Source organism: Paenibacillus sp. PsM32, assembly GCF_030433815.1.
GTDB classification, from domain to species: domain Bacteria; phylum Bacillota; class Bacilli; order Paenibacillales; family Paenibacillaceae; genus Saccharibacillus; species Saccharibacillus kyungheensis.
Window position 1 is genome coordinate 155,347 of the sequence record NZ_JARUWY010000007.1, and the last position, 23,301, is coordinate 178,647.

The 23,301-nt window shown below is 41.0% G+C and carries 24 protein-coding genes; 4 read left to right on the plus strand and 20 right to left on the minus strand.

The annotated features are described in order from the left end of the window. Positions 1 to 8 precede the first annotated feature (8 nt). The 15 genes from QCD85_RS14995 to QCD85_RS15065 all read right to left on the minus strand — a co-directional run bounded on the left by QCD85_RS14995 (position 9) and on the right by QCD85_RS15065 (position 14,552). Complete coding sequence (locus QCD85_RS14995) at positions 9 to 1,295, minus strand: glycosyltransferase family 4 protein (protein ID WP_273614702.1); 1,287 nt, start codon at positions 1,293 to 1,295, stop codon at positions 9 to 11. A 35-nt stretch (positions 1,296 to 1,330) separates the two neighbouring features. Continuing rightward, positions 1,331 to 1,936 carry a putative colanic acid biosynthesis acetyltransferase gene (locus tag QCD85_RS15000; protein WP_273614701.1) on the minus strand — a complete coding sequence of 202 codons (606 nt, stop codon included), beginning with the start codon at positions 1,934 to 1,936 and terminating at the stop codon, positions 1,331 to 1,333. 19 nt (positions 1,937 to 1,955) lie between these two features. Then, entirely contained in the window at positions 1,956 to 3,209 is a 1,254-nt protein-coding gene (locus tag QCD85_RS15005; RefSeq protein WP_273614700.1) for a glycosyltransferase, read from the minus strand. Continuing rightward, the gene (locus QCD85_RS15010; RefSeq protein WP_301263117.1) at positions 3,139 to 4,392 is read right to left on the minus strand and encodes a hypothetical protein; all 1,254 of its coding nucleotides are present in this window, start codon (positions 4,390 to 4,392) and stop codon (positions 3,139 to 3,141) included. Before QCD85_RS15010 ends, QCD85_RS15005 begins: the two co-directional genes overlap by 71 nt. A gap of 1 nt (position 4,393) precedes the next feature. After that, positions 4,394 to 4,936 (minus strand): DapH/DapD/GlmU-related protein, encoded by a 543-nt coding sequence (locus QCD85_RS15015; protein ID WP_301263118.1) that lies wholly within the window; start codon positions 4,934 to 4,936, stop codon positions 4,394 to 4,396. 65 nt (positions 4,937 to 5,001) lie between these two features. Then, a complete protein-coding gene (locus tag QCD85_RS15020) occupies positions 5,002 to 6,162 on the minus strand; it encodes a glycosyltransferase family 4 protein (RefSeq protein ID WP_274171097.1) in 1,161 nt (386 codons plus the stop codon). Between the two features lie 304 nt (positions 6,163 to 6,466). After that, positions 6,467 to 7,834 carry a flippase gene (locus QCD85_RS15025; protein WP_273614696.1) on the minus strand — a complete coding sequence of 456 codons (1,368 nt, stop codon included), beginning with the start codon at positions 7,832 to 7,834 and terminating at the stop codon, positions 6,467 to 6,469. 92 nt (positions 7,835 to 7,926) lie between these two features. After that, positions 7,927 to 8,910, minus strand: a complete 984-nt coding sequence (gmd, locus tag QCD85_RS15030) for a GDP-mannose 4,6-dehydratase (RefSeq protein WP_273614695.1) — start codon at positions 8,908 to 8,910, stop codon at positions 7,927 to 7,929. 63 nt (positions 8,911 to 8,973) lie between these two features. Continuing rightward, positions 8,974 to 9,912, minus strand: coding sequence for a GDP-L-fucose synthase family protein (locus QCD85_RS15035; RefSeq protein WP_204826524.1), 939 nt, complete (start codon positions 9,910 to 9,912; stop codon positions 8,974 to 8,976). Positions 9,913 to 9,949: 37 nt separating this feature from the next. Next, a complete protein-coding gene (locus QCD85_RS15040; RefSeq protein WP_273614694.1) occupies positions 9,950 to 10,645 on the minus strand; it encodes a sugar transferase in 696 nt (231 codons plus the stop codon). After that, the gene (gene galU, locus QCD85_RS15045; protein ID WP_069329505.1) at positions 10,645 to 11,553 is read right to left on the minus strand and encodes a UTP--glucose-1-phosphate uridylyltransferase GalU; all 909 of its coding nucleotides are present in this window, start codon (positions 11,551 to 11,553) and stop codon (positions 10,645 to 10,647) included. Before galU ends, QCD85_RS15040 begins: the two co-directional genes overlap by 1 nt. 376 nt (positions 11,554 to 11,929) lie before the next feature. Beyond that, entirely contained in the window at positions 11,930 to 12,604 is a 675-nt protein-coding gene (locus QCD85_RS15050) for a CpsD/CapB family tyrosine-protein kinase (protein ID WP_273614693.1), read from the minus strand. Next, a complete protein-coding gene (locus tag QCD85_RS15055; protein WP_273614692.1) occupies positions 12,588 to 13,337 on the minus strand; it encodes a YveK family protein in 750 nt (249 codons plus the stop codon). The genes QCD85_RS15050 and QCD85_RS15055 overlap by 17 nt, the downstream gene beginning before the upstream one ends. A gap of 345 nt (positions 13,338 to 13,682) precedes the next feature. After that, positions 13,683 to 13,979 (minus strand): hypothetical protein, encoded by a 297-nt coding sequence (locus tag QCD85_RS15060; RefSeq protein ID WP_204826520.1) that lies wholly within the window; start codon positions 13,977 to 13,979, stop codon positions 13,683 to 13,685. 204 nt (positions 13,980 to 14,183) lie between these two features. Further along, positions 14,184 to 14,552 (minus strand): hypothetical protein, encoded by a 369-nt coding sequence (locus tag QCD85_RS15065; protein ID WP_273614690.1) that lies wholly within the window; start codon positions 14,550 to 14,552, stop codon positions 14,184 to 14,186. 461 nt (positions 14,553 to 15,013) lie between these two features. Here QCD85_RS15065 and mscL point away from each other — a divergent pair, with 461 nt between their 5' ends. Further along, complete coding sequence (mscL, locus tag QCD85_RS15070) at positions 15,014 to 15,490, plus strand: large conductance mechanosensitive channel protein MscL (RefSeq protein WP_273614689.1); 477 nt, start codon at positions 15,014 to 15,016, stop codon at positions 15,488 to 15,490. A gap of 111 nt (positions 15,491 to 15,601) precedes the next feature. Here mscL and QCD85_RS15075 read toward each other — a convergent pair whose 3' ends face one another. Further along, a complete protein-coding gene (locus QCD85_RS15075; protein WP_273614688.1) occupies positions 15,602 to 15,907 on the minus strand; it encodes a hypothetical protein in 306 nt (101 codons plus the stop codon). Between the two features lie 170 nt (positions 15,908 to 16,077). Between QCD85_RS15075 and QCD85_RS15080 the strand changes: the two genes are divergently transcribed. Beyond that, on the plus strand, positions 16,078 to 16,707 hold the full coding sequence (locus tag QCD85_RS15080) for an NUDIX hydrolase (RefSeq protein WP_274171099.1): 630 nt from the start codon (positions 16,078 to 16,080) through the stop codon (positions 16,705 to 16,707). Here the strand turns inward: QCD85_RS15080 and QCD85_RS15085 are convergent. Both QCD85_RS15085 and QCD85_RS15090 read right to left on the minus strand, forming a co-directional pair. Continuing rightward, entirely contained in the window at positions 16,704 to 17,498 is a 795-nt protein-coding gene (locus QCD85_RS15085; RefSeq protein ID WP_273614686.1) for a TrmB family transcriptional regulator, read from the minus strand. The two genes, QCD85_RS15080 and QCD85_RS15085, sit on opposite strands and share 4 nt — an antisense overlap. A 95-nt stretch (positions 17,499 to 17,593) precedes the next feature. Beyond that, positions 17,594 to 18,445 carry a zinc ribbon domain-containing protein gene (locus QCD85_RS15090; RefSeq protein WP_301263119.1) on the minus strand — a complete coding sequence of 284 codons (852 nt, stop codon included), beginning with the start codon at positions 18,443 to 18,445 and terminating at the stop codon, positions 17,594 to 17,596. Between the two features lie 228 nt (positions 18,446 to 18,673). On the opposite strand from QCD85_RS15090, the gene QCD85_RS15095 reads away from it, so the two are divergent. Beyond that, positions 18,674 to 20,755 carry an ATP-dependent helicase gene (locus QCD85_RS15095; protein WP_301263120.1) on the plus strand — a complete coding sequence of 694 codons (2,082 nt, stop codon included), beginning with the start codon at positions 18,674 to 18,676 and terminating at the stop codon, positions 20,753 to 20,755. 74 nt (positions 20,756 to 20,829) lie between these two features. Next, positions 20,830 to 21,573 (plus strand): GTP pyrophosphokinase, encoded by a 744-nt coding sequence (locus tag QCD85_RS15100; protein WP_273614683.1) that lies wholly within the window; start codon positions 20,830 to 20,832, stop codon positions 21,571 to 21,573. A gap of 103 nt (positions 21,574 to 21,676) precedes the next feature. Here QCD85_RS15100 and QCD85_RS15105 read toward each other — a convergent pair whose 3' ends face one another. Both QCD85_RS15105 and QCD85_RS15110 read right to left on the minus strand, forming a co-directional pair. Further along, positions 21,677 to 22,390 carry a hypothetical protein gene (locus QCD85_RS15105; protein ID WP_301263121.1) on the minus strand — a complete coding sequence of 238 codons (714 nt, stop codon included), beginning with the start codon at positions 22,388 to 22,390 and terminating at the stop codon, positions 21,677 to 21,679. 12 nt (positions 22,391 to 22,402) lie between these two features. Continuing rightward, on the minus strand, positions 22,403 to 23,299 hold the full coding sequence (locus QCD85_RS15110) for a M15 family metallopeptidase (protein ID WP_301263122.1): 897 nt from the start codon (positions 23,297 to 23,299) through the stop codon (positions 22,403 to 22,405). Positions 23,300 to 23,301: the final 2 nt, after the last annotated feature.

The following is a 23,301-nucleotide window of genomic DNA, read 5'->3' on the forward strand; positions in this document are numbered from 1 at the left end:
GACTATATTTATCTTGATTCAGAAACCATAGTTGTTGACGGGGACTGTGTCGCCATCGATAACAATAGCTGACGATATTTTTCCAGCGATACATCGCGGCGTAAATATTTTTCCAGATAATCCCGTCCATTCTGACCGATCGCTTGAATTTCTTCAGCATCCATCTCGTACAGACGACGAAGTTGAATCGCAATATCCTCATAATTTTGAGGTTCTGCTACCAGTCCACAAGCTCCTTCGACAATAAGACGATGTGCTTCACTACCTGATTCAAGAACACCAAGTACTGCTTTACCAGCCGCCATCACGCCGTAGATTTTACTTGGAACGGAGACCCCTTTGATGCCTTTCTGATTCACGACCAGATGAACATCAGCAGCATTAAGCGAATATTTCAAATCCTCTTTCGGTTGGAAAGGGAGAAAACACACTTGACCGGATTGTTCGAGTCCATGTTGGGCTGCATATTCCTGCATCTTTTTCTTCACCGCACCTTCTCCGATAAAAGCAAAGACCAGATTTTTGCAATCTTTTAGACCCGGTATAATCGTCATTAGATTTTCCAGATCATAATACAGACCCAGATTACCGGAATACATCACCACAAATTTGTCTTGCCAGCCATGATCGGCAATAAACTTGGCAACTCGTGGATGGTTTTTGTCTAACGGAACGATTTCTTCTTCATTCGTCCAGTTGTTAATGACGGTATTTTCGATATGCTTGCGTCCACCAAAGCGGTTAACCAATGTCTCTTGCATATCTTTACCAACAGTAATAATATGATCGGCCATCGAGCAATTGATATTATCGATCGCACGAGCGACATTGAAGATCCATTGACGCTTGGTGTATCCAACAGCTTCTGCTTGCTCAGGGTTGAAATCTTGAATATTGTAGATATGTTTGGAACGTTTGAATAATTTGCCTATCGTACCGATCAGTCCACCTAATACCGGTGGTGTAGAGATCGTGTAGATAAAGTCTGTATTTTTTTGCTTCAATAACAAGTAAGTCGCATAGAAGAAGTATGTCGAAATATACTTGATCCGGCTGAACTTACTTTGCTTATCGACCTCAGGAAGACGAATACGAATCACTTTAATATTTTCAAGGTGATCGGTAATATAGCGCCCTTTCGGTGCGGCTTCGCCTCCATACCCTGGAGGACATTCAGCAATAACTGTAATATCAAAGTCATGTTGTAAGTACAGACATAACTCGGTTAATAATTGTCCCGTTGATGCATAGTCGGGATAAAAGTAGTTAATGACAAAAACTATTTTTGGTTTCACACTCATCCCTCTTTTGTCTATAGGACTCATTTGGTTTACTTGATACGGTGTACTTGAGCAATCGAAGCCACTGAATTTTCTTTGGTCACTTCTTCAGGAAAACGATACTTGTGAAAAGCAGCCGGAAAACCGATATGCACTTCATTTGCTGGAATATCTTTAAAAATCGTACTGCGTGCTCCTGCAACACCTAATTCGTGAATCGTTACGCCTGGATAGACAAATACGTCGCTTGCTACCCATGCGCCATCTTTTATCGTAATCGGCTTTGTAATCAATCCAAACGTTGGATCGTTCAGCTTATGACTTCCTGTACACAGATAGGAATTCTGGGAAATGACACAATGACTACCGATCACAATCTCATCTAGACTGTAAAATTCAACATTGTCTCCGATCCACGAATACTCACCGATCGTAACTTTCCATGGATACGTAAATTTAGCCGATGGACGAACATGAACACCAAGTCCAAGCTTCGCTCCAAAGCTGTTGAGAAGAAATCTTCTCCAGTTATACATGTTATGCAGGGAGAAGCGGAATAATGTTCCTTGTACAAACCACCAGAGTAGACAATATAGCCCTGATCTTCCGCGCGAATACTCCGCTTGCGAATATTGATCCAGTCTAATATTTACCATCTTCATCCCTCCTTCCCGCTTATTTCATTGAAGTGGATTCTGAATAAACCACTTTTTCTTGCGTACCTCCATTGATTGCACGATTGAGCACTTTGTCTAACTTGTCAGCAACCACTTTATGCGAACAATCACTGATTAACCATTGCATCGCACGAGCTGGATATAGACTGTATTGTGCTGGATGACGCAAAATTTCGTTAATCGCTGCGGCTAATTCTTGTGCATTATCATTGCCATAGGTTACAAACATATTCTGATTAATCAGATTGATATCGGATACGCCAGAAGTTAGAACCAATTTGCCATATTTGATATATTCGACCACTTTAGAAGGGAACGAACATTCACTGAATAGAATCTTTTCACGTTGTGTATTTACAAATAAATCCGCTTGCTCCATCAATGCCGCATAATCGTTATCATCCAGAAAACCGTGGAATGTGATATTGATGCGTGCATTAGACTGGCTTGCGATAAACTGTTTTACTTTTTCTTCTAACGGACCATAGCCTGTAATGTCTAATTGAATCATGCGCTCGGTGTTCACATGGGGGAGCGCTTCAAGCAGAATTTCAATACCACGGTCGTAATCGAGTCGTCCAGAGTACACCATACGGAATGGCCGATCAGCAGTACCTAGATTCACTTCCTGCACAGGCTTGAGCTTCGCAGGATGAACAGTACCTCCACGAACCACTGTATAGTTGTCGGTGCGAATTCTTTTCTTGAGTACAGAAGTAACAAGTACAGCACCATCTAACAATTTGTTGGCAAATTTCTCTACCATTACGGTTAGCTTTTTGTAGTACTTATTCGTTTCTGTTACAGCGTAGATTCCATCTTCATACTCAACGATAAGCGGCACACGATACAGCATTTTGAACAACATCGCTGGTAACGCTGTTTCTAGACGATAGTTGTAGAAAATCACAGCACGTGATTCTCCTTTATGCGCCCGATTCCAACGAACCAGTTGAAAAAAGGTCGTAAACAGTGTCAAAAACAGACTGATAAATTTCGCATCCACCGTTGCCGGATAAATGACTTCACTTCGATGTCCAATCGAATAACGATCTGCGCTAAAAAAACGAAATGTATTCTTTTTGAGTAGCAATGGTGAGATAACCGTAATCTGGTTATCTCCTTCCTCCAACGCATGCAAGATACAGTCAATTTTTTTATTACCTGCCGTATGTTTTGAGCTATATCCCCTTTTCTGGTGCAATTGCTCGTCCACGTAAGGGGCTACGTAAGCGATTGACTTCGTTTCCATGGAGTTGTTCACCACTCTTTAATTTTTGTTCTGAAGCTTTTACATCGAAAAACATTAACATAACGAACAATGGCTGAAAGATCATATTTTCAGTAGAAAAGACTATGATCAGTGCAATAAAGATCAGTATGCTTTGAAACACACTGCCGATTGCTCGCTGTAATCTTGAATAATAGTAGATCAACATAATCAGTAGTAACGGTAAGCCAAATTGATAACCAAAGGTCAGTAATGAATTTGAAGAATCACCTATTCCATACCGTTCCATCAGTACGCTATTGTTCTGGAAGCCCCAACCGACGAGCGGTTTCTCGATCATTAGCTCCAGATTCGATGTCGTATCCAGTGATCGGCGATCAAATGATTGATTGCCATCCTGAAACTTATCTGCAATAACACCACTTTGACTTTCAAAATAAATCAGCGGAATTAACAGCAACAACGGAATAATAAGTTGCGTCATTTGCTTGCGTTTACCGCTACGGATAAGATAAGCGAAGTAGATCAATCCGCAGATCATATATCCGGAAGTGGACATCGTTGTGAGTAATGTACCGGTAACGAGAATCAATTTCCATTTGGGCAGCTTCCGGTTGGTGAACAGCATCAGGAAAATGCCCAAATTCAGAAAGACTTGAAAAGCACCAGGTTCCCAGAAGATCCCCTGATTTCGTGACATATTCCAATTCCCATATACATAAAATGGTGTGATTCGATAAACACCATTCCATACATCGACTGTTGGGAATGTCGATCTTACAAATTCAGGGCTAACTACACCCAGAGCATAGAACGGTAAGCTTAGCAAAGCCAACGCGACGATAATCCACTGATAACTTTTACCAGCTTGCTGGATATCCAGACGATTGATAATCATAAAAATCGCTAGAATCTTGAGGATTAATCCACCATAACCGCCCACATTATCGCGATACAGTAACATGTTGAATAAGATAAAAGCTAAGATCACCATTAAAGTCAAAAAGTGCTTGGGTTCAATCCGCTTCGGAAAGTAAAACACTACCGCTGTTGCGAACAGAATCATAATAAAGAGGGAATAATATAATTTGCCGAATAATACAGAACCCGACGTAATGACAATAAGTACCATCGTAATAAAGATGATGAGCTTATTTTTGACGGTAATATCTATTTTTGGCGACAAACTCTGTGCATTCAGCATATTATTCCACTCCTTCCAAGTGCTTAATGACTTTAGCCGGTACTCCAGCAGCGATGCAATTGGGTGGAATCGAGCTTGCGACAATACTGCCCGCTCCAATCACACTATTGCGACCGATTGTTACTCCTTTGAGTACAGTCGCATTTGCACCAACCCATACATTATCTTCAATGACTGTATCGGCTTTGCCCACATCCAGTGGATTTTTGTTGAATCGACGATTTTCCGGCTTGATTGGATGAAAATCGGTATCACTGATCTGTACATTGACACCTAGCATCACTTGATTACCAATACGGACGCGAGACACTGCACAGATACTTGCTCCGCTAATCCCTACATCATCGCCAATTTCAATCACAGCACCTTCTGCAAGGGTACGAATCACTGTACGATGATTGAGTCCGATCGGGTTACTATAATCGGATGAGCACAAAATAGCGTTATGTCCGATCTGAATCGAGCTTCCCTTTTCTCGATCCACAATCGGCATGCCTACAGCGATCAAGTTGTTGCCAAATGTGATCTGCTGTTCTTTTAGCATTCTCCGGGTGAAGACGGTAGAACACTTTTTCGCTACTTTGCGTTTGAAGCGTATAAAGCTTGTGATCATACGGTTTCTCTAACGAAGAATCGGTTATAGAAATCAAATGTCCGCTTGGTGTTTTTACGCGCATCGAAGTTCTCTTCTGCAAAAGCTAATGCATTTTGAGAAAGCTTCTCGTATAATGCTTTGTCTGTACCGATTTTAACCATATAATCTTCCATCGCTTGATGATTACCATCCTCGAACAGGAATCCTGTTTTGTTATGAAGAATCAGTTCATTCGGTCCACCAATATTGGTAGCGATCGCTGGTTTCTTCATTGAGGCTGCTTCAATAATACTGCGTGAAAAGTGAGGTTCTACAAACGGGCACATCATGACATTACTTGCGGCAATTAACTGCGGTACATCGTCACGGAAAGCCAGTGTAATGATCTGATCATTTCCTTTAGCTTCTGCCATAACTTTGTCTTCGTATGCATTATTTTTATTAAAGTAAAATCCACCAACGATCAACTTGAAGTTCGGATGACCTTTGCTGATTTTGTTAAATGACTTCACCAGATCCAATACTCCATTCCCTGTTACCACACGACCAATGTACAAAAAGACGATATCGTCATCGTCTATACCGAGTTCCCTGCGAACAGGAGTCCCGTTTACATCTGGATTGTAGGTTCCAAAGTCCACGAAGTTGTATACGACTTCTAATTCTTTACCATTGCTATCCACCGTCTCGGAATCGAACTGATCGATCGAGATATACCCATCCACGTATTTGTGATTCATTCGTTTTAAAATATTTCCTGCGAATGAGTTGAGTAGCGGTTCGCGTACATGGCAGACTACTTTCGTATCAGGAGATACTTTTTTGACTGCTTTAGCGACTTGGAACAGACATGTGCTGTTCAAGTGAACGATATCCGGTTTGTATTTACGGATATATTTTTTAGCTTGAAAATACGTAGGTAGTGCTCCAATCAGATTACGAATAAACAGTTTCGGTCTCATTCCTGATACTGTTGATCCGTGGAAAGGAAACATGCCTTTAGCGACTTCTACCGGTAATCCACCGGATTCCAGCAATTTTACAGCCGGGCCGTTGCGAATTGTCAGTACATGACCATCAAATTTTGTCTTATCCAGATGACTAATGAGATAAGTCAGACTTTTCGGTGCTCCGCCCATGAATCCTGAATGATGGACATATAGTACTTTTTTCATCAGCTCTTACCTCCTTATGTCTGTGATTAAAATGCTTTGAAATGATCAGCTTGTAGTGATTACGAGTGACACCGCTACGATAATTGAATTGTTCTACCGATCGCTGTTAAGATCGGATATTTTGAAATACTGCTTGTCGCAGTTTATATCCGAATCTTAAAGGCGAACGCTTCGCTTCTAACGAACAATTCAATTTCTTTCGCTCTGACGCTCGTTGCTCACTACGCTGCCATTTCAAAAATGATTTGTAAGCAAGATATAATATCGGCCTGCATGGTATAGACAGACCTTGTTGATGTAGAGATTAGTTGTTGGTTCTGACTTCACGTTTTTTGCCAGGTCTAAGTTTGTTGAAGATGGCAGTGAATGGAGAGATTAGTGTTTTGGACATCATGATGCCGGATACGCGGGTTTCTTTGAATAAGAAAGTAAAGGCGTAACTGGATACGATAAATGCCACGACTGTTCCCATCGCTGCGCCGACTCCACCGAATAGTGGGATCAGAATCAAGTTGATTCCGACTTTGGCAACAGCGCCCATGACCTGACTGATCAGTTCGAAGCGATACAATCCTTCGCTAATGATCCACTTATTCAACGCTGCTCTCATAAAGACGAACAAACATGCCCAGACGTGAATAACTAGAATACTGATAGCGCCTGTGTATTCTTGACCATACAAGATGGAAATTACCGGTTTGGCCATAAATGTCACGACGATACAGATAGCAAGTGCGAACCAGAAAAGCATGTTATACAGCTTTTGCAGTTCGGCTTTGTAAATATCAGGGCCGAGTTGCTTATTTTTGATCATACTCGGAAAGTACGATGCCGCGACTACGGTTGGTATGACGTACCATACTTCAGAAAGTCTGGCGGCAACCGCGTATACTCCAACGGCTGTCTCATTGATCATATAATTCAGCATAACCTGATCAATTTTGAGATAGATAATCGTGGATATTCCGGCTACGATCAAAGGCCAGGAACTATTCATCAATCGTTTACCAAGCGGCCAGTTAAATGACCATTTGGTGAACTGGATTTTGTTTCCCTGTGTGAATAGTAGGAAAAGAAATCCAAGAATCAGCTCCAGTGCATAAGAAACAGCGAACCAGATCAATGGTGCATGCATAACCACAAGCAATACTTTCATAATGGTTGTTAAAGCAAATGCAGCACCTTTGGCATAGACAGCATATTTGGCTTCCACGACTGAATCAAACCACTGGGAAATAACATCCAGCGGTTGAAACAGAAGGTTAGCGGCAATAATGACCATACTCCACTGCACGACTGGATCTTGTCCCGGCAGTGTAAAAGCAGCGACAACAGTTATTGCAAAAGCAATCAATCCACTGAACAGTCGTAATAAGGAGACTGTTCCGAGAATTTCGGTTTTATTATCAGGATCTTGCACCAGTTCTTTGACGATAATATTAGCAAGTCCTAACGGAACAACTGCACCAATAATCGTTACAAAAGCAATCGCGAAATTATATTGCCCAAATTGCTCGGGACCCAGATAACGCGCTATCCAGATACTGGTGATCATGTTGATCGCAAGTCGTCCGAACTTGTCCATGATCTGCCAGTTGGTATTGAAAAAGATTTTGCGTTTCTCTGGCGTCATCGAAAATTTCTTTCGCATTTTGGCGATCGGGTTAGCCATGTGGTTATCATCTCACTTCATCATTTTGCAAAAGTCCGTGGCAGTAAGTTACCCCTTAACTGATCTTTTCCTAATGGTGTAGAAGGAATCGATTAATATACAGGTACTTCTACTGGTCTTCCCGCATGACGTTTAAGATCGGCATCCACCATATTAGCTACCAATTGTTTGAAACCAACTTCCAATTCCCAGCCCAATTCTTGTTTTGCTTTTGTGCAATCACCAAGCAACAAGTCTACTTCTGCTGGACGAACAAACTTCTCATCAATTACTACATAGTCTCTCCAGTTCAGACCCACATGATCAAAAGCAACTTGTACTAGCTCTTCAACCGTATGCATTTCACCTGTAGAGATAACGAAATCGTCCGGTGTATCTTGTTGAAGCATCAACCACATTGCTTTCACATAGTCACCTGCAAATCCCCAGTCACGTTGAGAATCAAGATTACCTAGACGAAGCTCTGTTGCCAGACCCAATTTGATCTGTGCTACACCATCAGTGACTTTACGAGTTACGAATTCAAGACCACGACGTGGTGATTCGTGATTGAACAAGATACCGGAGCAAGCGAACATATTGAAGCTTTCACGATAGTTGACTGTGATCCAGTGTCCATATAATTTAGCGACGCCGTAAGGGCTACGCGGATAGAAAGGTGTTGTCTCTACTTGTGGAATAGCTTGTACTTTACCGAACATTTCACTACTGGATGCTTGGTAGAAACGAGCATCTGGCTTAGCGATACGTACCGCTTCTAGCATGTTTGTTACAGCTAGTGCTGTTAATTGACCTGTTGCGATCGGTTGTGGCCAAGAAGCTGCTACGAATGATTGTGCTGCCAGGTTGTATACTTCATCAGGGTTAGAGATGCGTACCGCTTCGATCAATGAAGCCAAATCTGTCAAATCACCAGAGATCCATTCGATTTTATCTTGGATATGAGCGACATTCTCGTAGTTCGGTGTACTTGTTCTACGACGAAGTCCAAATACTTGATATCCTTTTTCTAAAAGCAGTTCCGCCAAGTACGATCCATCTTGTCCTGTTACTCCAGTAATTAGTGCTCTTTTCATAGTTAATTCCCTCCACAGTATGTTTTTATTTTTTTGATATTCATTTGTTTATAAAAAAACTACTTATTGATTAACAGCAACGCTATTACGGAAATCAGCATAGACTGCGCGGATACCTTCTTCCAAAGGAATACTTGCTTTCCAGCCTAGTGCATTAATTTTAGTTGTATCGACTAATTTACGTGGCGTACCATCTGGTACACTTGAGTTGAATACAAGGTCGCCTTCATAGCCAACAATGTTTTTGATCATTAGTGCCAGGTCTTTGATTGCGATATCTTCACCAACACCGACATTTACGATTTGGTTATCTTCGTAGTTGTCCATTAAGAACAAGCACGCATCTGCAAGATCATCCGCATGTAAGAATTCACGTTTTGGTGTTCCTGTGCCCCAGATTTCAACCGTTGGGCTGTTGTTTTCTTTTGCTTCATGAATTTTGCGTACCAATGCTGGCAATACATGAGATGATTTAAGATCAAAGTTATCATTTGGGCCATACATATTCGTAGGCATTGCTGAGATAAATCGTGAACCGTATTGACGGTTGTAAGATTCACACATTTTGATACCTGCGATTTTAGCGATAGCATAAGGTTCGTTTGTTGGTTCCAATTCGCCAGTAAGAAGATATTCTTCTTTTAGCGGTTGTGGAGCAAACTTCGGATAGATACAAGTTGATCCTAAGAACAACAGTTTCTTCACTCCATTAAAGTGAGCTGCATCAATGACATTCGTCTGAATCAATAAATTGTCACGAATAAAATCAGCAGGGAAATCGTTGTTAGCCGCAATACCGCCTACTTTTGCTGCGGCTAGGAATACATAATCAATCTTTTCTTGTTCAAAAAAGCGATACACATCGTCTAATTTACGCAAGTCCAATTCAGAACTACTGCGATAGATTAAGTTGTTGTATCCTTCTTTTTCTAGAGCTCTCAGGATTGCAGATCCAACCAACCCTTTATGACCAGCCACATAGATTTTGGCATCTTTATTCATTAATGTGTCACCTCGTCCTTATCTTATGATGTTATTCTCAAAACGCGTCTTTAGAACCGAAAAGGACTCTAACTGTTTTGAAAAGGATATATATGTCGAACATGATTCCTCTTTTCTCAATATATTTCAGGTCTAGATCAACCATTTCTTCAAAGCTTAATTCGTTACGTCCACTTACCTGCCATAATCCGGTACATCCCGGTATAACACTTAGACGCAATTTGTCACGTTTGGTATATTCTTCGACTTCTCTTGGCAATGGAGGACGTGGTCCAACCAGACTCATATCACCGCGCAGGACATTCCACAATTGTGGAAGTTCATCAATACTCGTTTTGCGAATAAAGCGACCGATACGAGTAATACGTGGATCGTCTTTCATTTTGAACATCGCACCCTGGATTTCATTCTTTTCTAAAAGTTCTTTGAGCCGTTCTTCAGCGTCAGAGACCATAGATCTGAATTTGTACATCCTAAATGGCTGTTCATCTTTACCGATCCGTGTCTGATAGAAAAATACTTTCCCTTTAGAGTCCTCAAGTTTGATCAAAATGCCAAGTACAATGAAGAGCGGTGACAACACAATCAGACCGAGCAATGAGCAAAAGATATCCAACATGCGTTTCATCAGTACATAAAAACGTAATCTAGCTGACGTTTTCCCTACATGTCTTGCATAAAATTCGCTATAGTTCGCCCAGGCTTCCGCTTCACTCCCTTGTCTTGGAGTCATTAGCTATCACCTCTTACCACGAGCAACTCTTCTTGCAGTAACTCTCTTTCCAATGTTTCTTTAAGAGAACGCAATAAAGGTGCTTTCAGGTCTTCGTTTCGTAAAGCAAATTCAATCGTTGTTTGAATAAAGCCTAATTTTTCACCTACATCATAACGTGTACCCTGGAAGTCATAAGCGAATACTTGTTGCAATTCATTCAATCGTTGGATCGCATCTGTCAGTTGAATTTCTCCACCTGCACCTACTTCTTGCTCCCCGAGGAACTCAAAGATTTCCGGTGTAAGTACATAACGTCCCATGATTGCTAGATTAGATGGTGCTTGACCTGCTGGCGGTTTTTCTACAAATTGGCGAACTTGATGCAACCGACCAAATTGTTCCGACGGATCAATAATTCCATATCGATGTGTCTGATCTTCAGCAACCGTTTGTACACCGATGACTGATTTCTCAGTTAGCTCATATTGTTCGATTAATTGACGTGTACAAGGTGTGTCCGATTGGACAATATCATCACCCAATAACACTGCAAATGGTTCGTCTCCAATAAAATTACGTGCACACCAGACAGCATGCCCTAATCCTTTTGGCTCTTTCTGCCGAATATAATGTATATCGACTTTAGAAGACTTCTGAACTTCATCCAGCAAATCCAATTTGCCTTTTTCTAAAAGAGTCGCTTCCAATTCAAAAGCATTATCGAAATGATCTTCAATTGCGCGTTTACCTTTACCGGTTACGATAATAATGTCTTCAATACCCGAAGCGATGGCTTCTTCAACGATATATTGGATCGTTGGTTTGTCTACGATCGGCAGCATTTCTTTCGGCATAGCTTTGGTTGCTGGCAAAAAGCGTGTGCCTAGCCCCGCCGCGGGAATGATAGCTTTACGAACCTTCTTCATAAAATCACGCCCTATCCTGTTTTTTTGTGTGGTTTACAATCATGCTGGCCAAGTTGCAGGTATGTAAGCATTCCGACCTTAACCTTTTCATAGAAGGTAAGATCGATGCTTATGAGCCTTCTGTTACGATGAGAATTCTGAAGACAGGAGTTATATTCTCTCCAATGGTTTTTTACTATAACGCATATCTTCAGCCTATTCACATTCCGGCTCTGTAACATTATACGAATCCGGGCATTCAACCCGTCCTCACCATCATACCCTTGACGATAAACGTCTAAGGCTACTTCTGTAGCCCACAGCATGACCGAGTATCTCCAGTGATATGGGTGCAGGAGACATTACCCCAAGCTTGACCTATATAGTTGAAAGTTATTTATTGCTCTTCATGATACGCTGTTGTTAATGTTTTGCGGCTCGCTTGATTCAGTACAGCTCCTAATACATGAGCACCTACAAATTCAAGACTAGCTGTTGCTTTGACAATATCTTTACGACTGGCTCCACCTGCTTTGATCACCATGACAACACCCTCACATAGCGGCGTCGCTACCTGTGCATCGGTAAATGGTAACAAAGGCGGTGTATCCAAAATGACAAGATCGTATTCTGACTTCACTTCGTCCATCAAAGCTTCCATTCGCTTCGATCCTAGAATCTCAGAAGGATTCGGCGGTACAGCACCGGAAGTCATAACACTTAGATTCAAGGTGCGAGTCGATTGAATCGCTTTGGATAGATCATCTTTATCAAACAACACATTCGATAACCCTACATTGTTTGAAATGTTGAAAATGCGGTGCATTGCCGGGTTGCGTAAGTCTCCATCAATAATAAGAACACTACGTCCTGTCTCTGCATAAGCAATCGCTAGATTAGCGACAGTAGTACTTTTACCTTCGCCCAATGTTGCAGAAGTGACGATAATGCTTTTCACTTTGGCATCCAATCGGGAAAAATCAATATTAGTACGCAGACCTTTATAAGATTCTGCGATCAATGACTTTGGATTTTCTTTGGTAATTAACGGCCATTTAAGTGTGGTTGGCACGTTCTCCACCTCCTGTAAACGGCTTAGCTGGCACTCTTTCTTTTGCCGTCATGTCTTCTTCTTTCATTTTGGCGATCACTCCAAGCACAGGCATTCCGAGAACATCGCGGATATCTTCCTCGCTTTTGATCGAATCGTCCATATACTCCAGTAAAAAGGCAATCGCAATACCTACAACCACTGACAATACCAATGCGATTAATACAAATAACATCGGGCTTGTTGTAATCGGCGGTGTAGAAACACTAGGGTCTGCTTTGTCCAAAATAATAATGTTATCAAAATTCATCAATGTTGGAATTTCACGTTGGAATACCGCTGCAATTGCATTTACTTTTTTAGCAGCATTCTCATAAGAGGTATCCACTACTGAGACTGACATGACTTGTGTTTCATTCACTGCATTTACGCTAACTTGATTGATCAACTGTGAAGCATTGGCATTCAAATCTGGATACTCTTTTACCACTTTGTTCATAATGGCAGGCGTTTTAATAATTTCTTTGTACGTTTTGATTAACTGAATATTAGAGTTGATCGCTCCGATATTAGCTGTCGTACTGTCATCACCTGCTGTTGGGCTGCTGTTTACAACCAATTTGGCTGTAGCACTGTATTGCGGGCTATTTGTCATATAAGCGTACACGCCTGTTCCGACCGTAATCACCACAATAATCAAAAGTACCAACCACAATCGCTTTTTAATAATATTAAAATATTGTTTAATCTCCACAATCCTACCTCCAATTACGTATAAGTTGAGTTGATCTCAAGGCTACGAACCTGTTGGATCACTCTTTACTTGTAGATTGAATGACTTTTCGCACTCCTCCTATTTTGAAAATATCCCCTTATGATTACTTTCAAAAAACGAACCAACCAAGTTGTAGCACAATCAGTTACAGTTTGTCATTTATTTATTACAAATTTGTAACATAGTTTGAATAAGAAATAACGGCGTTCACATAATGCCTACGATTACGAGAGATTGCCGTCTATTGTGACTGGGTTGGAATCGTTAGAGTATCACAACTCTGTCCATAAATCTAATTGTGTGTTCTGCATAGTAGGAAACATCTTAGGTGCCGAGGTTGGCAAATGTCGTAACTTCTTCATCAGCCACATGATCCGGGTACACCTGATAGGGATTTAACGGAGTTTGAAAAAAGGTTTGTGTATGAAGTGGTTGTTTAGCTGCCCATTGAGTAGAAATCGCTGTCCATTCACTATGACTTGTCTCCAACACTTCTTCGTTAACGGATGCCCTTGATTCTATATGATTCTTTTCTTGAAGCGGACCGTCAATCAATCGAATTAGCATAAATACTTCTTGAGGCGTACCCTCCATATCAATACCTTTAAAACTGATTTTCATTACGTGCCCACCTCTCCTAAAATTGTTTGTATGATTTCATTAGTTTAATAGTTAAGATTCTAAAATATTACATTTGTGTAATATGATTTCCAATCCAAAAGTTATTCGTTTTGAATAACTCCTGCGCTCATTATAATGCGTTCTGAAAATTTTGTAAACCTCTTTCAATTGCAAATTTTCTTACATTTTACTTTTTTAGGCAATTTAGATGTCCTGTTTTGTAATAAATCCTTCCAGTGTACCACCATTATTCATATGTTTTACAAGATCGTCCGCACTGGATTTCAAACCAGATTGTTTGAAAAGCAAGTCCACTAACACAGCAACATTCACTCCGTGATGGGTATTTGTTTGTAAAGGACGATACATTTTATCTTCATAAATGCCATACTGATGGGATATTTCTTCAGGTAATGGAGAAGTCGCCATCTCTAACCATTCATTTACATCAAAATCTTTATTTCCTTCTTTTTCCTGCTTGAGCGATGGATCTACGGAAAGTTTATGAAAGAAAGTTTTAACACCATTCCGTTTTTGCATCCACTGTTCATTAAGCACGTTCTGGTTTCTCACAATTAATTCCCTCCTGTTAATCCTGTCTCTTTTTATTCGTTTCGAATAATTATAAAATAGGTTACCTGAAAATCATGTCGAAATCTAGTATAAAAATAAAACTTTATTTATTTAAATTTCGACTTTCTATCTCTTTTGAACTGAGCAAAAAGAAACACTAAATGTCGGATGACTATACCTAAGTCTCACTTTATTTGTTTTCACTAACCAAATTGAGTCTTATTATCTAGTCCTCTATTAAATAATGAATAATTCATTTAACAATTCAAATTTTAGGTTTATCGCCTATTATTTGCTTTACATTAATTAATTTAGGATGTTAATTGTGTAGTCATGACATTATTCCATTTATTACTCATTATCGCTTATGTTAAAATTATATTGTTTAAAAGGCATAATGGAGCATTACCCCAAAGTAATGTAGTTTATTCAAATATGATAAAAGAGAGGAGTTAAGAACTATGGGCTTAGTGAAAGAATTTAAAGAGTTTGCGGTACGTGGAAATGTGATTGATTTAGCCGTAGGGGTTATTATTGGAGCCGCTTTTGGTAAGATTGTAACGTCTCTCGTTAATGATATCATCATGCCTCCAATCGGGAAATTGCTCGGAGGTACTAATTTTTCCAATTTATTCTGGGACTTGGATAGAACATTCAGCGGTTCTACGGTAGTGTACCCTTCTCTTGCAGACGCTGAAAAAGCAGGAGCGTCTGTAATCGCATACGGACAATTCATCAATACGGTGATCGATTTCTTAATCGTTGCGCTATGTGTGTTTCTTCTGATCAAAGGTATTAATATGATGAAACGTAAAGAACATGAAAAACCTGCACCAGAGAAAACAACACGTGAATGTCCTTACTGTATGACTGAAATTTCCATCAAAGCAAGCCGTTGTCCTCAATGTACATCTGAGCTACATAAGGCACCTGCGTGAATACGCACAAAAAACCTCTTTCCGCATCTATGGAAAGAGGTTTTTTTTAAGAATCAGAAGATATTGCAACCTTGTAATCATTTTTCTGCTCCCTCTGTATCACTATTCATTTTAAATAGGACGATTAGAGGTAGGCAGCAAGTTGGACAGTATTCCTTTTAAATCCCGATCTTCTGTAAACTTTTTATTACCTGTATCTAATTCTTTGATACGAATATACTGAAAAGAAGCAGGTGATTGGGTAGGCACAAATCGTAAAGAGTCTCCTCGATCTACAGTCACTTCATATTTCATATCTTTAAACATACCTTCAAGCTGTTCGTTTGTTGGCACTTTGTCATCATCTACGAATACAAGACCTCGTAACGACTTCACTTCATGGTCATGAACAACATCAAATTTTACAATACATTCCATTGTTTCTCATCCTCTCCGAATAATAATATTTCTTCTCTGTAAGAACTCTACTATTATAATAGTAGAAAGTCGTTTTTTTTACGTTGCCAAAACAACTTATAATTCAATAATAGAACAAATATGACTTGTTTGAATATGAAATATTTAACTTTGAAGGGAAGTGTCACGAAATGGTAACAACTGAATGGCTCGATATTTATGATGAACAAGATCAACATCTAGGCACCTGTGAACGCTCTGAAGTTCATCGGCTAGGTCACTGGCATCATACGTTTCATTGCTGGTTAATACGAGATACCTCAGAAGGGCGCCAATTGGTCTTTCAACAACGTCATCCTGACAAAGATACATTTCCAGATATGTATGATATTACAGCAGCAGGTCATTTATCTGCTGGAGAGACATTTATCGAAGCCGCTCGTGAAATACAAGAAGAATTAGGGGTTCCGCTACATTATGAGCAATTAACTCATCTACTTGATGTACGGGATGAGACGATTGGCAGTACACGGCATGGAGCATTTATCGATCGTGAAGTTAGCAGTGTATTCGGTGCATTCAGTCCGTACGAACTTCAACAGTATCAATTACAAGTGGATGAAGTGTCTGGTATTTTTGAAGCTCCTTTACAAGCTATGATTGAATTATATCAAGGTACACGCGATAAAGTGATGGCTTCTGGGGTCTATACGACAGATTCTACACCAATGATTCACAAGCTCACAGTTCAGCGTGAACAATTTGTTCCTCATGAAGGCAATTATTGTATCGATGTTTTCCAGAAGCTACTCACTCTTTAATCTGTTTCTTTCTGTACAAAGCTAGGCATATATTTACTCAAAATCTGTTCATATCCTTCTCCATAGCGCCGAACTAACTCAGCACCCAGGTCATTTTCAAGTTCAAATAGAATAATTTCCTGGGCAAAATGCTGAAGTAACAATTCCACCATCAGTGGATGTTCGGTAACAATGGCTTGGGCAGGCAATTCATCGCCTCTCATCCCTACAATACACCAACGCCGATCGACCACTAACCAGAACTTGCGCCCGCCTTGTTGACTTGCTGTTAACGGTAGCATGCCTGAAAATTTGCCATCTTCTTCGCCTTCAAAAGACCATAAGACTCGTACACCACGTTGCTCTGCTCGCTCTAATCCTTGCCTTGACCATTTGGCTTCTTCCCGCCATATTCCAGCTACAATCTCTTCGCTTGCTTTATCCAACTCACGATTTAATGTCTCAATGACTTTACGTTCTCCTTCTACTATAAAAAAAGACGGTTGTTCATGAGTTTCACTAGGCATATGTTGTTCTAAATACGATAAAGATTCACCCACCTGACCTGAGATCATGTGGGTAAATTCTTTGATAGGCATCATGGTGTAACGAGCAGGCTCCCCCGGAGTCAACTGAAGCACACCCCGGGATACCAGACGTTGCAATGTAGCATATACATTAGATCTGGATACACCCAGTCGCTTAGCGACTTCATAACCGGATTGTGTACCTTGCTGAGTCAGACTTACCATCACTTTGGCTTCCAATTCTGTAAACCCGAGATGGCGTAAATGATTAAGCAATTGTTCCATCAGGTTCGTCATCCTTCCCGAGTGGTCTTCAAACGATCGATGTTGATGTATTGAAGATAAGCATATTCATTATCATTCAAGCAATAATCAGTAGATTACAACTGCTCTGCTCCACAGTTAGGGCACCATTTGGAACCTTTTTGCAAAGCACTTCCACATACCTGACAACTGAACATATCTGTGCCGAGTTCAGGCTCCATATCTTCTTCTACCATAGTAGGTGTAGGTGTGACTGGCGTAGCAGTTGCCGCGGAAGGAATGACTGGCTTATGTGCGGGTTCTGCTGGCAACTCTTCTTTTTCTAATTTTACTTTAGATTCCGGTTGCCCTGGAAAATCTTCTTCATCTACATTGTCATCTACGCCTAGATTTTCTTTCCATGAGCGTACAAGACGATCCAATTCTTCCTGACGTTCATGCTCTTCACGTAGACGCTCTGCACGACGCGATTCTTCTTCGTCTACAGGAATATCTTGCAACTCTTCGTCCTCTTCATCCAGTTCTTGTTCATACTGAGTTGGATAAACGATAGGTGAATTGCGTTCATCATCAGGATCATCACCGAATCCTTGTTCACGTTTGACGGTGACTGGCAATTTTTCCATTTTGCGTCCACAATTCGGACAGAAATTAGCTTCCAATGAGACAACGGTTCCACATTCGCAGACGCGTTCATTTTTGAGAACAGCAATTTTAGCGTGCACTTCATCAATCTCTTCCATTAACAGATCACATGCTTTGCATAAATCAGTCATCTCTTCTTCAGCAATGGACATGTCTCCGGCACGGTACCCTTCGTAAAATACTTGACCCATCCGCAAATAATGAACCTCGATTTCGCGTTCAATATCTGTCACATGACCGTTTAACCGGTTAATCTCTACTGCATTCTGTGCACGCTCGGTCGCTTTACCTGCGCCACTTTTGAGCCGTTGCAACAAATTCATGACTGTTCTCCTCCTCTAATTCACACCATTTATATATAGATCATACATAAATAGTCGTTACCGTTTCATTGAATTTTTCATATGAATATACTCAGGGTACTACTTCAACTGCTATCTATCCATTATAATAGAAGGATATGTATAGCAGTACCCGGATACGGGTTGCTTCTATCATACCAAATTTCTGCTGTACTTGAAAAAGATAAGCCGGAAAGGAAGATTTATCTGTTGAAAGACACCCTATGGCAAGATTACCCACGACCTCAAGGTATTCAACCGCATACAACTGTTCCGGCTGCCGAAAGCGCACCTCGTGATACCAGTATAACTCTTATTTCGGATGAAGAGGGAGATGCTTCGTTTTTCCGTGCTCTGGAAAGTCAGGGTATTCTACTCAATGCTCCGCAAATTGAAGCGGTAAGGCATGGCACAGGTCCACTTTTGGCATTGGCTGGAGCAGGCTGTGGCAAGACTACTGTATTGACTGCTCGTGCAGGATACTTATTATCTGTACGTAACATAGATCCACGTCAGATTTTGTTAGTGACTTTTACCACCAAAGCCGCTGCTGAAATGAAATCAAGAATAGCCGCATTGCCCGGCATTTCTGCCGCCAAAGCGCGTGCTGTCGAAGCTCGTACCTTTCATTCTTTCGGTCTATTGATGCTCAGACGATATGGCAATCTTACAGAAGAAATCTTTGGAGATGCGCGTGCTCAACATGCCGTTTTGCAACGATTACGACGAGAGATCGGTTCGACCAGTACCACTCCACCGGAAACATTGTTAGCCACGCTATCTGCAATGAAGCTAGACGGCGGATCAGCAGAGGATCTACCTAAAGATACGCCTGAAGAGCGAGATCGTTGCGCTTTACTTTGTCGTTATGAAGAATGGAAGCAAGAATATCGCCGTATAGACTTTGATGATATCTTACTGCGTACCGATAAATTGCTAGATGATCCGCATACGTTAGCGATATTACAGGAACGTTTTCAATATATTATGGTGGATGAGTTTCAAGATAGCAATCGACTGCAATATGGCATGGTTCGCAAAATCGCAGATGCTCATCGTAATTTGATGGTCGTAGGTGATGATGATCAGACGATTTATTCATTTAACGGAGCCAAGCAAGAATATATTTTGAACTTTCCGCAAGAATATCCGGGAACTAAGATTATTGCGCTGGATATTAATTATCGCAGCCATCCACAGATTCTGGGTCTGGGTACACATATTGTGACGCATAATACCGCACGCCATCATAAAATATTAAAAGCAGGCGTAGCCGCAGGTCAAGCACCACGTTATTTGCGTCCCGCTCATGCGGATGCCGAAGCCGATCAAGTGGTACAACGATTGTTAGAACAACAAAAACAAGGCATTCCGCTCGGTGATATCGCTCTACTTCACCGGACAATCAGTGGGACGCGGGCGATTGCAGAGCGATTGTTGATGGAAGATATTCCATTTATTCAATACGGGGAAGCTCCTGTATTTTATGATCATGCACTGATTCGCCCGATTATGGATCATTTGCGCTTAGCGATTAAGCCGCGTCGTATGGATGCATTACCTGGTGTCATTGGCCCATTATACATTTCAAGAGATGCCGGTATGGATCATATTATGATGAAAGAACAACAGCAATCGAAGAAATATCCACTGATCCATCTTTATCATTGGGATCGGCTCAAATCGTTTCAACGTCAACAGGTGAAAGATCGAATCGTTTTTCTCAAAAAGATCAAAGAAATGAAGCCACTGTATGCGATTCAAGAAATACGGCGTGTATTTTATGATAAATTCGCCAGTGCAGACTTTAGTGGCCCGGCAACCCGTCACAAAGATACAATCCGCGAAACACTGGATGAATTGGAAAGTGCTGCTGGCAAATTTACTACTGTAGAAGAAATGGTCAAATTCGCAGATGAATTGTCGATGAAACGAGAAAAAATGACCGAACTACTCAAGCAAGAATCACCTCAAGGTGTGCATCTAATGACGATTCATCGTGCTAAAGGATTGGAATTTCCTTGTGTGTATCTACTTGGAGCTTCAGAAGGCATTTTACCGCATGAAGCGGCTTTGCAAGACTTTGCCCCTGAAGATGTACGAGCTGCGCAAAATATGAAAGGCCCTGACAAAGAAGGGATCTTGATGAAAGCAGCTCTGGAAGAAGAACGCCGAATTGCTTATGTTGCAGTAACACGAGCTAAGCAAGAACTGTATGTCTCTTCTCCAGCTATGCATCATGGCAAAACAGTGGCTCCGTCACGCTTTTTAATCGAAGCTTTTAAATCATAAAGTTGACTATTGCTAATGTCACAAATTTTGTTTACCTTTTCAACCCATGTACAATAGAAGCAGAGGTGACTGGTATGAGTGAAATAGACAAGATTATTTCGTTAAATCTAAACAATCTGGATTTATCCAAACTTAAAGAAATTAGTGAACATGCAGATACACTCAAGCAATTTGAAGAGTGGAAAAAGCTACCGATTCTATATGAACTGGCTTTGGAAGAATTACAGAACAAAATCAAATTGATTCAAGCTGAATGGGAATTAACCGATGGATTCAGCCCGATCGAACATATCAAAACTCGTCTTAAAGATCCTAAAAGTATGATCGAAAAGCTAGTTCGTAAAGGACTCGATACAACGGTTGATAATATTTTTGAACATATTCACGATATTGCAGGGATGCGTATTGTGTGTGCTTTTGTACAAGATATCTACCGGATGTTCAATCATCTACAGCAACGGGAAGATATTAAGATTATCGAAATCAAAGATTATATCGCTAATCCCAAGTCCAATGGATACCAAAGTCTACATGTGATTGTAGCGGTTCCACTGGTATTGATGGAAGGAAAACGCTGGGTCAAAGTGGAGATTCAAATGCGTACACTGGCGATGGACTTCTGGGCGAGTCTGGAACATATTATTTTCTATAAGTATGACAAACAGGTACCTGCACATATCGTACATGAACTGACCGAAGCTGCCAAAGCCGCAGATGAATTGGATCTCAAAATGCTAAATCTGCGTAAAGAAGTCTTATCGTTAGACGATTCAGTGACTCCACCACCGCCTTATGTACGCAAAGAATCGACCAATTAATCTGATCTTCTAGATACTGTTTTCTTTATTTACAATATCTCTATAACGCAAAAAGCATGCGATCTCCATCCTATGATGAGAAACGCATGCTTTTTGATTTATATTAGGAGGCGACAGCTTCGAATGTAATCTGACTGACTTTCATTGTTCCTTCATCCCACCGATAATGTAAAATAGCAGTGCCTACTGCTTCACCATCGGCTAATTGAGCCGCCACTTCTGCTGTTAATGTCTGATCTTCACCTACATGATAATCAATAATATTACCGAATTGTGGTAACTCATTCCGATCGGTAGGGTCTAAAGGCAATTCTACCGCAGGTTGATCTGTCACATTGGCGTTGACCAGAGATTTGCCAGACTTATGCACCACAGAAAAAGAAACATGAGCTTTGGTATATGCCAGTGCATCTTCCACTGCTACTTCTGTCTGCTGTTTTGGTTCAATCACATGGGCTTCGGATATGTATACCCCTGTTCCATAGCCTTTTGTCGTGATTACAATAATCTCTGCTTGCCCGTCTCCATTCAAATCTTGTTCATGAATCATCGGTTCATAACCCGGGTTGCTTACTGTCTCCCAGTCATAATGTTGCGCTTGCTCGCCTTGACCTTCATCAATCGCTATATTGTGATAGAGCCCATCTTTTTCTTCACTCGCATAGAGACTGATCTTGCCTTCTTGAACCAATGGCGCAACTGACGCTTCAACAGATGGAGTCGACTTCTGAATCGATGCGCTTGGGTTAAACGCACATCCGGTCGCTTCCAACAGTAAAATAGTAGCAAATACCGTCATTTTCCGCCGATGGTTCATAGCTTCCCTCCTTTATTTCTGAATCTGATCTTCGTCAAAATATTCTTCAAGCGTTAGATTTTTAGCTGTTACATCTTCCGCTAATTCTTTACCAATATAACGAATATGCCACGGTTCCCATGTATAGCCGGTAATCGCATCTGCACCTTTTTTGTAGCGAATCACGAATCCGTACTCTGCTGCATGTTTGGCTAACCATTTGCCTTCTGCGGTTGCTCCGAAAGACTGCTCCAGACCATAACCGATACCCGGGCCTGATACGTCAATCGCTAGACCAGTCTGGTGCTCACTTGTTCCTGGCTTCGCACTCACACGATCGGTATAAGCTTGACCTTTGGTCGCTACATTATTATTGTAGATCGTCACCTGACGCTTATATGAACGGTAACCAGACACAGCTCTTAGATCAAGCCCTGCTTTTTTGGATGCAGCAAATAGTTTTTCTAATGCGTCTGCGGCTTCTTTACGCATATGACTTTTTTCTAATACACCATCATAAGAGAACGCTACTTTGGGTACTACCAAATCTGGCGGAATATACCCATCTGGTAATGACCGCTTTTTGTTCACAATCACAGTCATCGACTCAGGGTTGGTAATCACCATTTTTCCGTTCATCTTTTTAATAGTCGATTGAAGCGAACTGTCTTCACGCTGTTGTAGTAATGTATCACCTGTGCTATTGGTCGTGCTTGCTGTTGTTGCATTTGCACTGGATGTGCCTGTTGTCTGTGCTGATGAAGATGGTGTCTGGGTAGTTGCATTAGATGTATTGCTTGCCGATGTTGGAGCTGTCGTAGCTGATTGCTCTGCGCTTGCTCCACAACCTGCCAATAGTACTCCTGATAACAGCACACTGGCTGGAATAATCATATTCCACTGCACACGTAGTGGCTTTTTGGTATTCATTC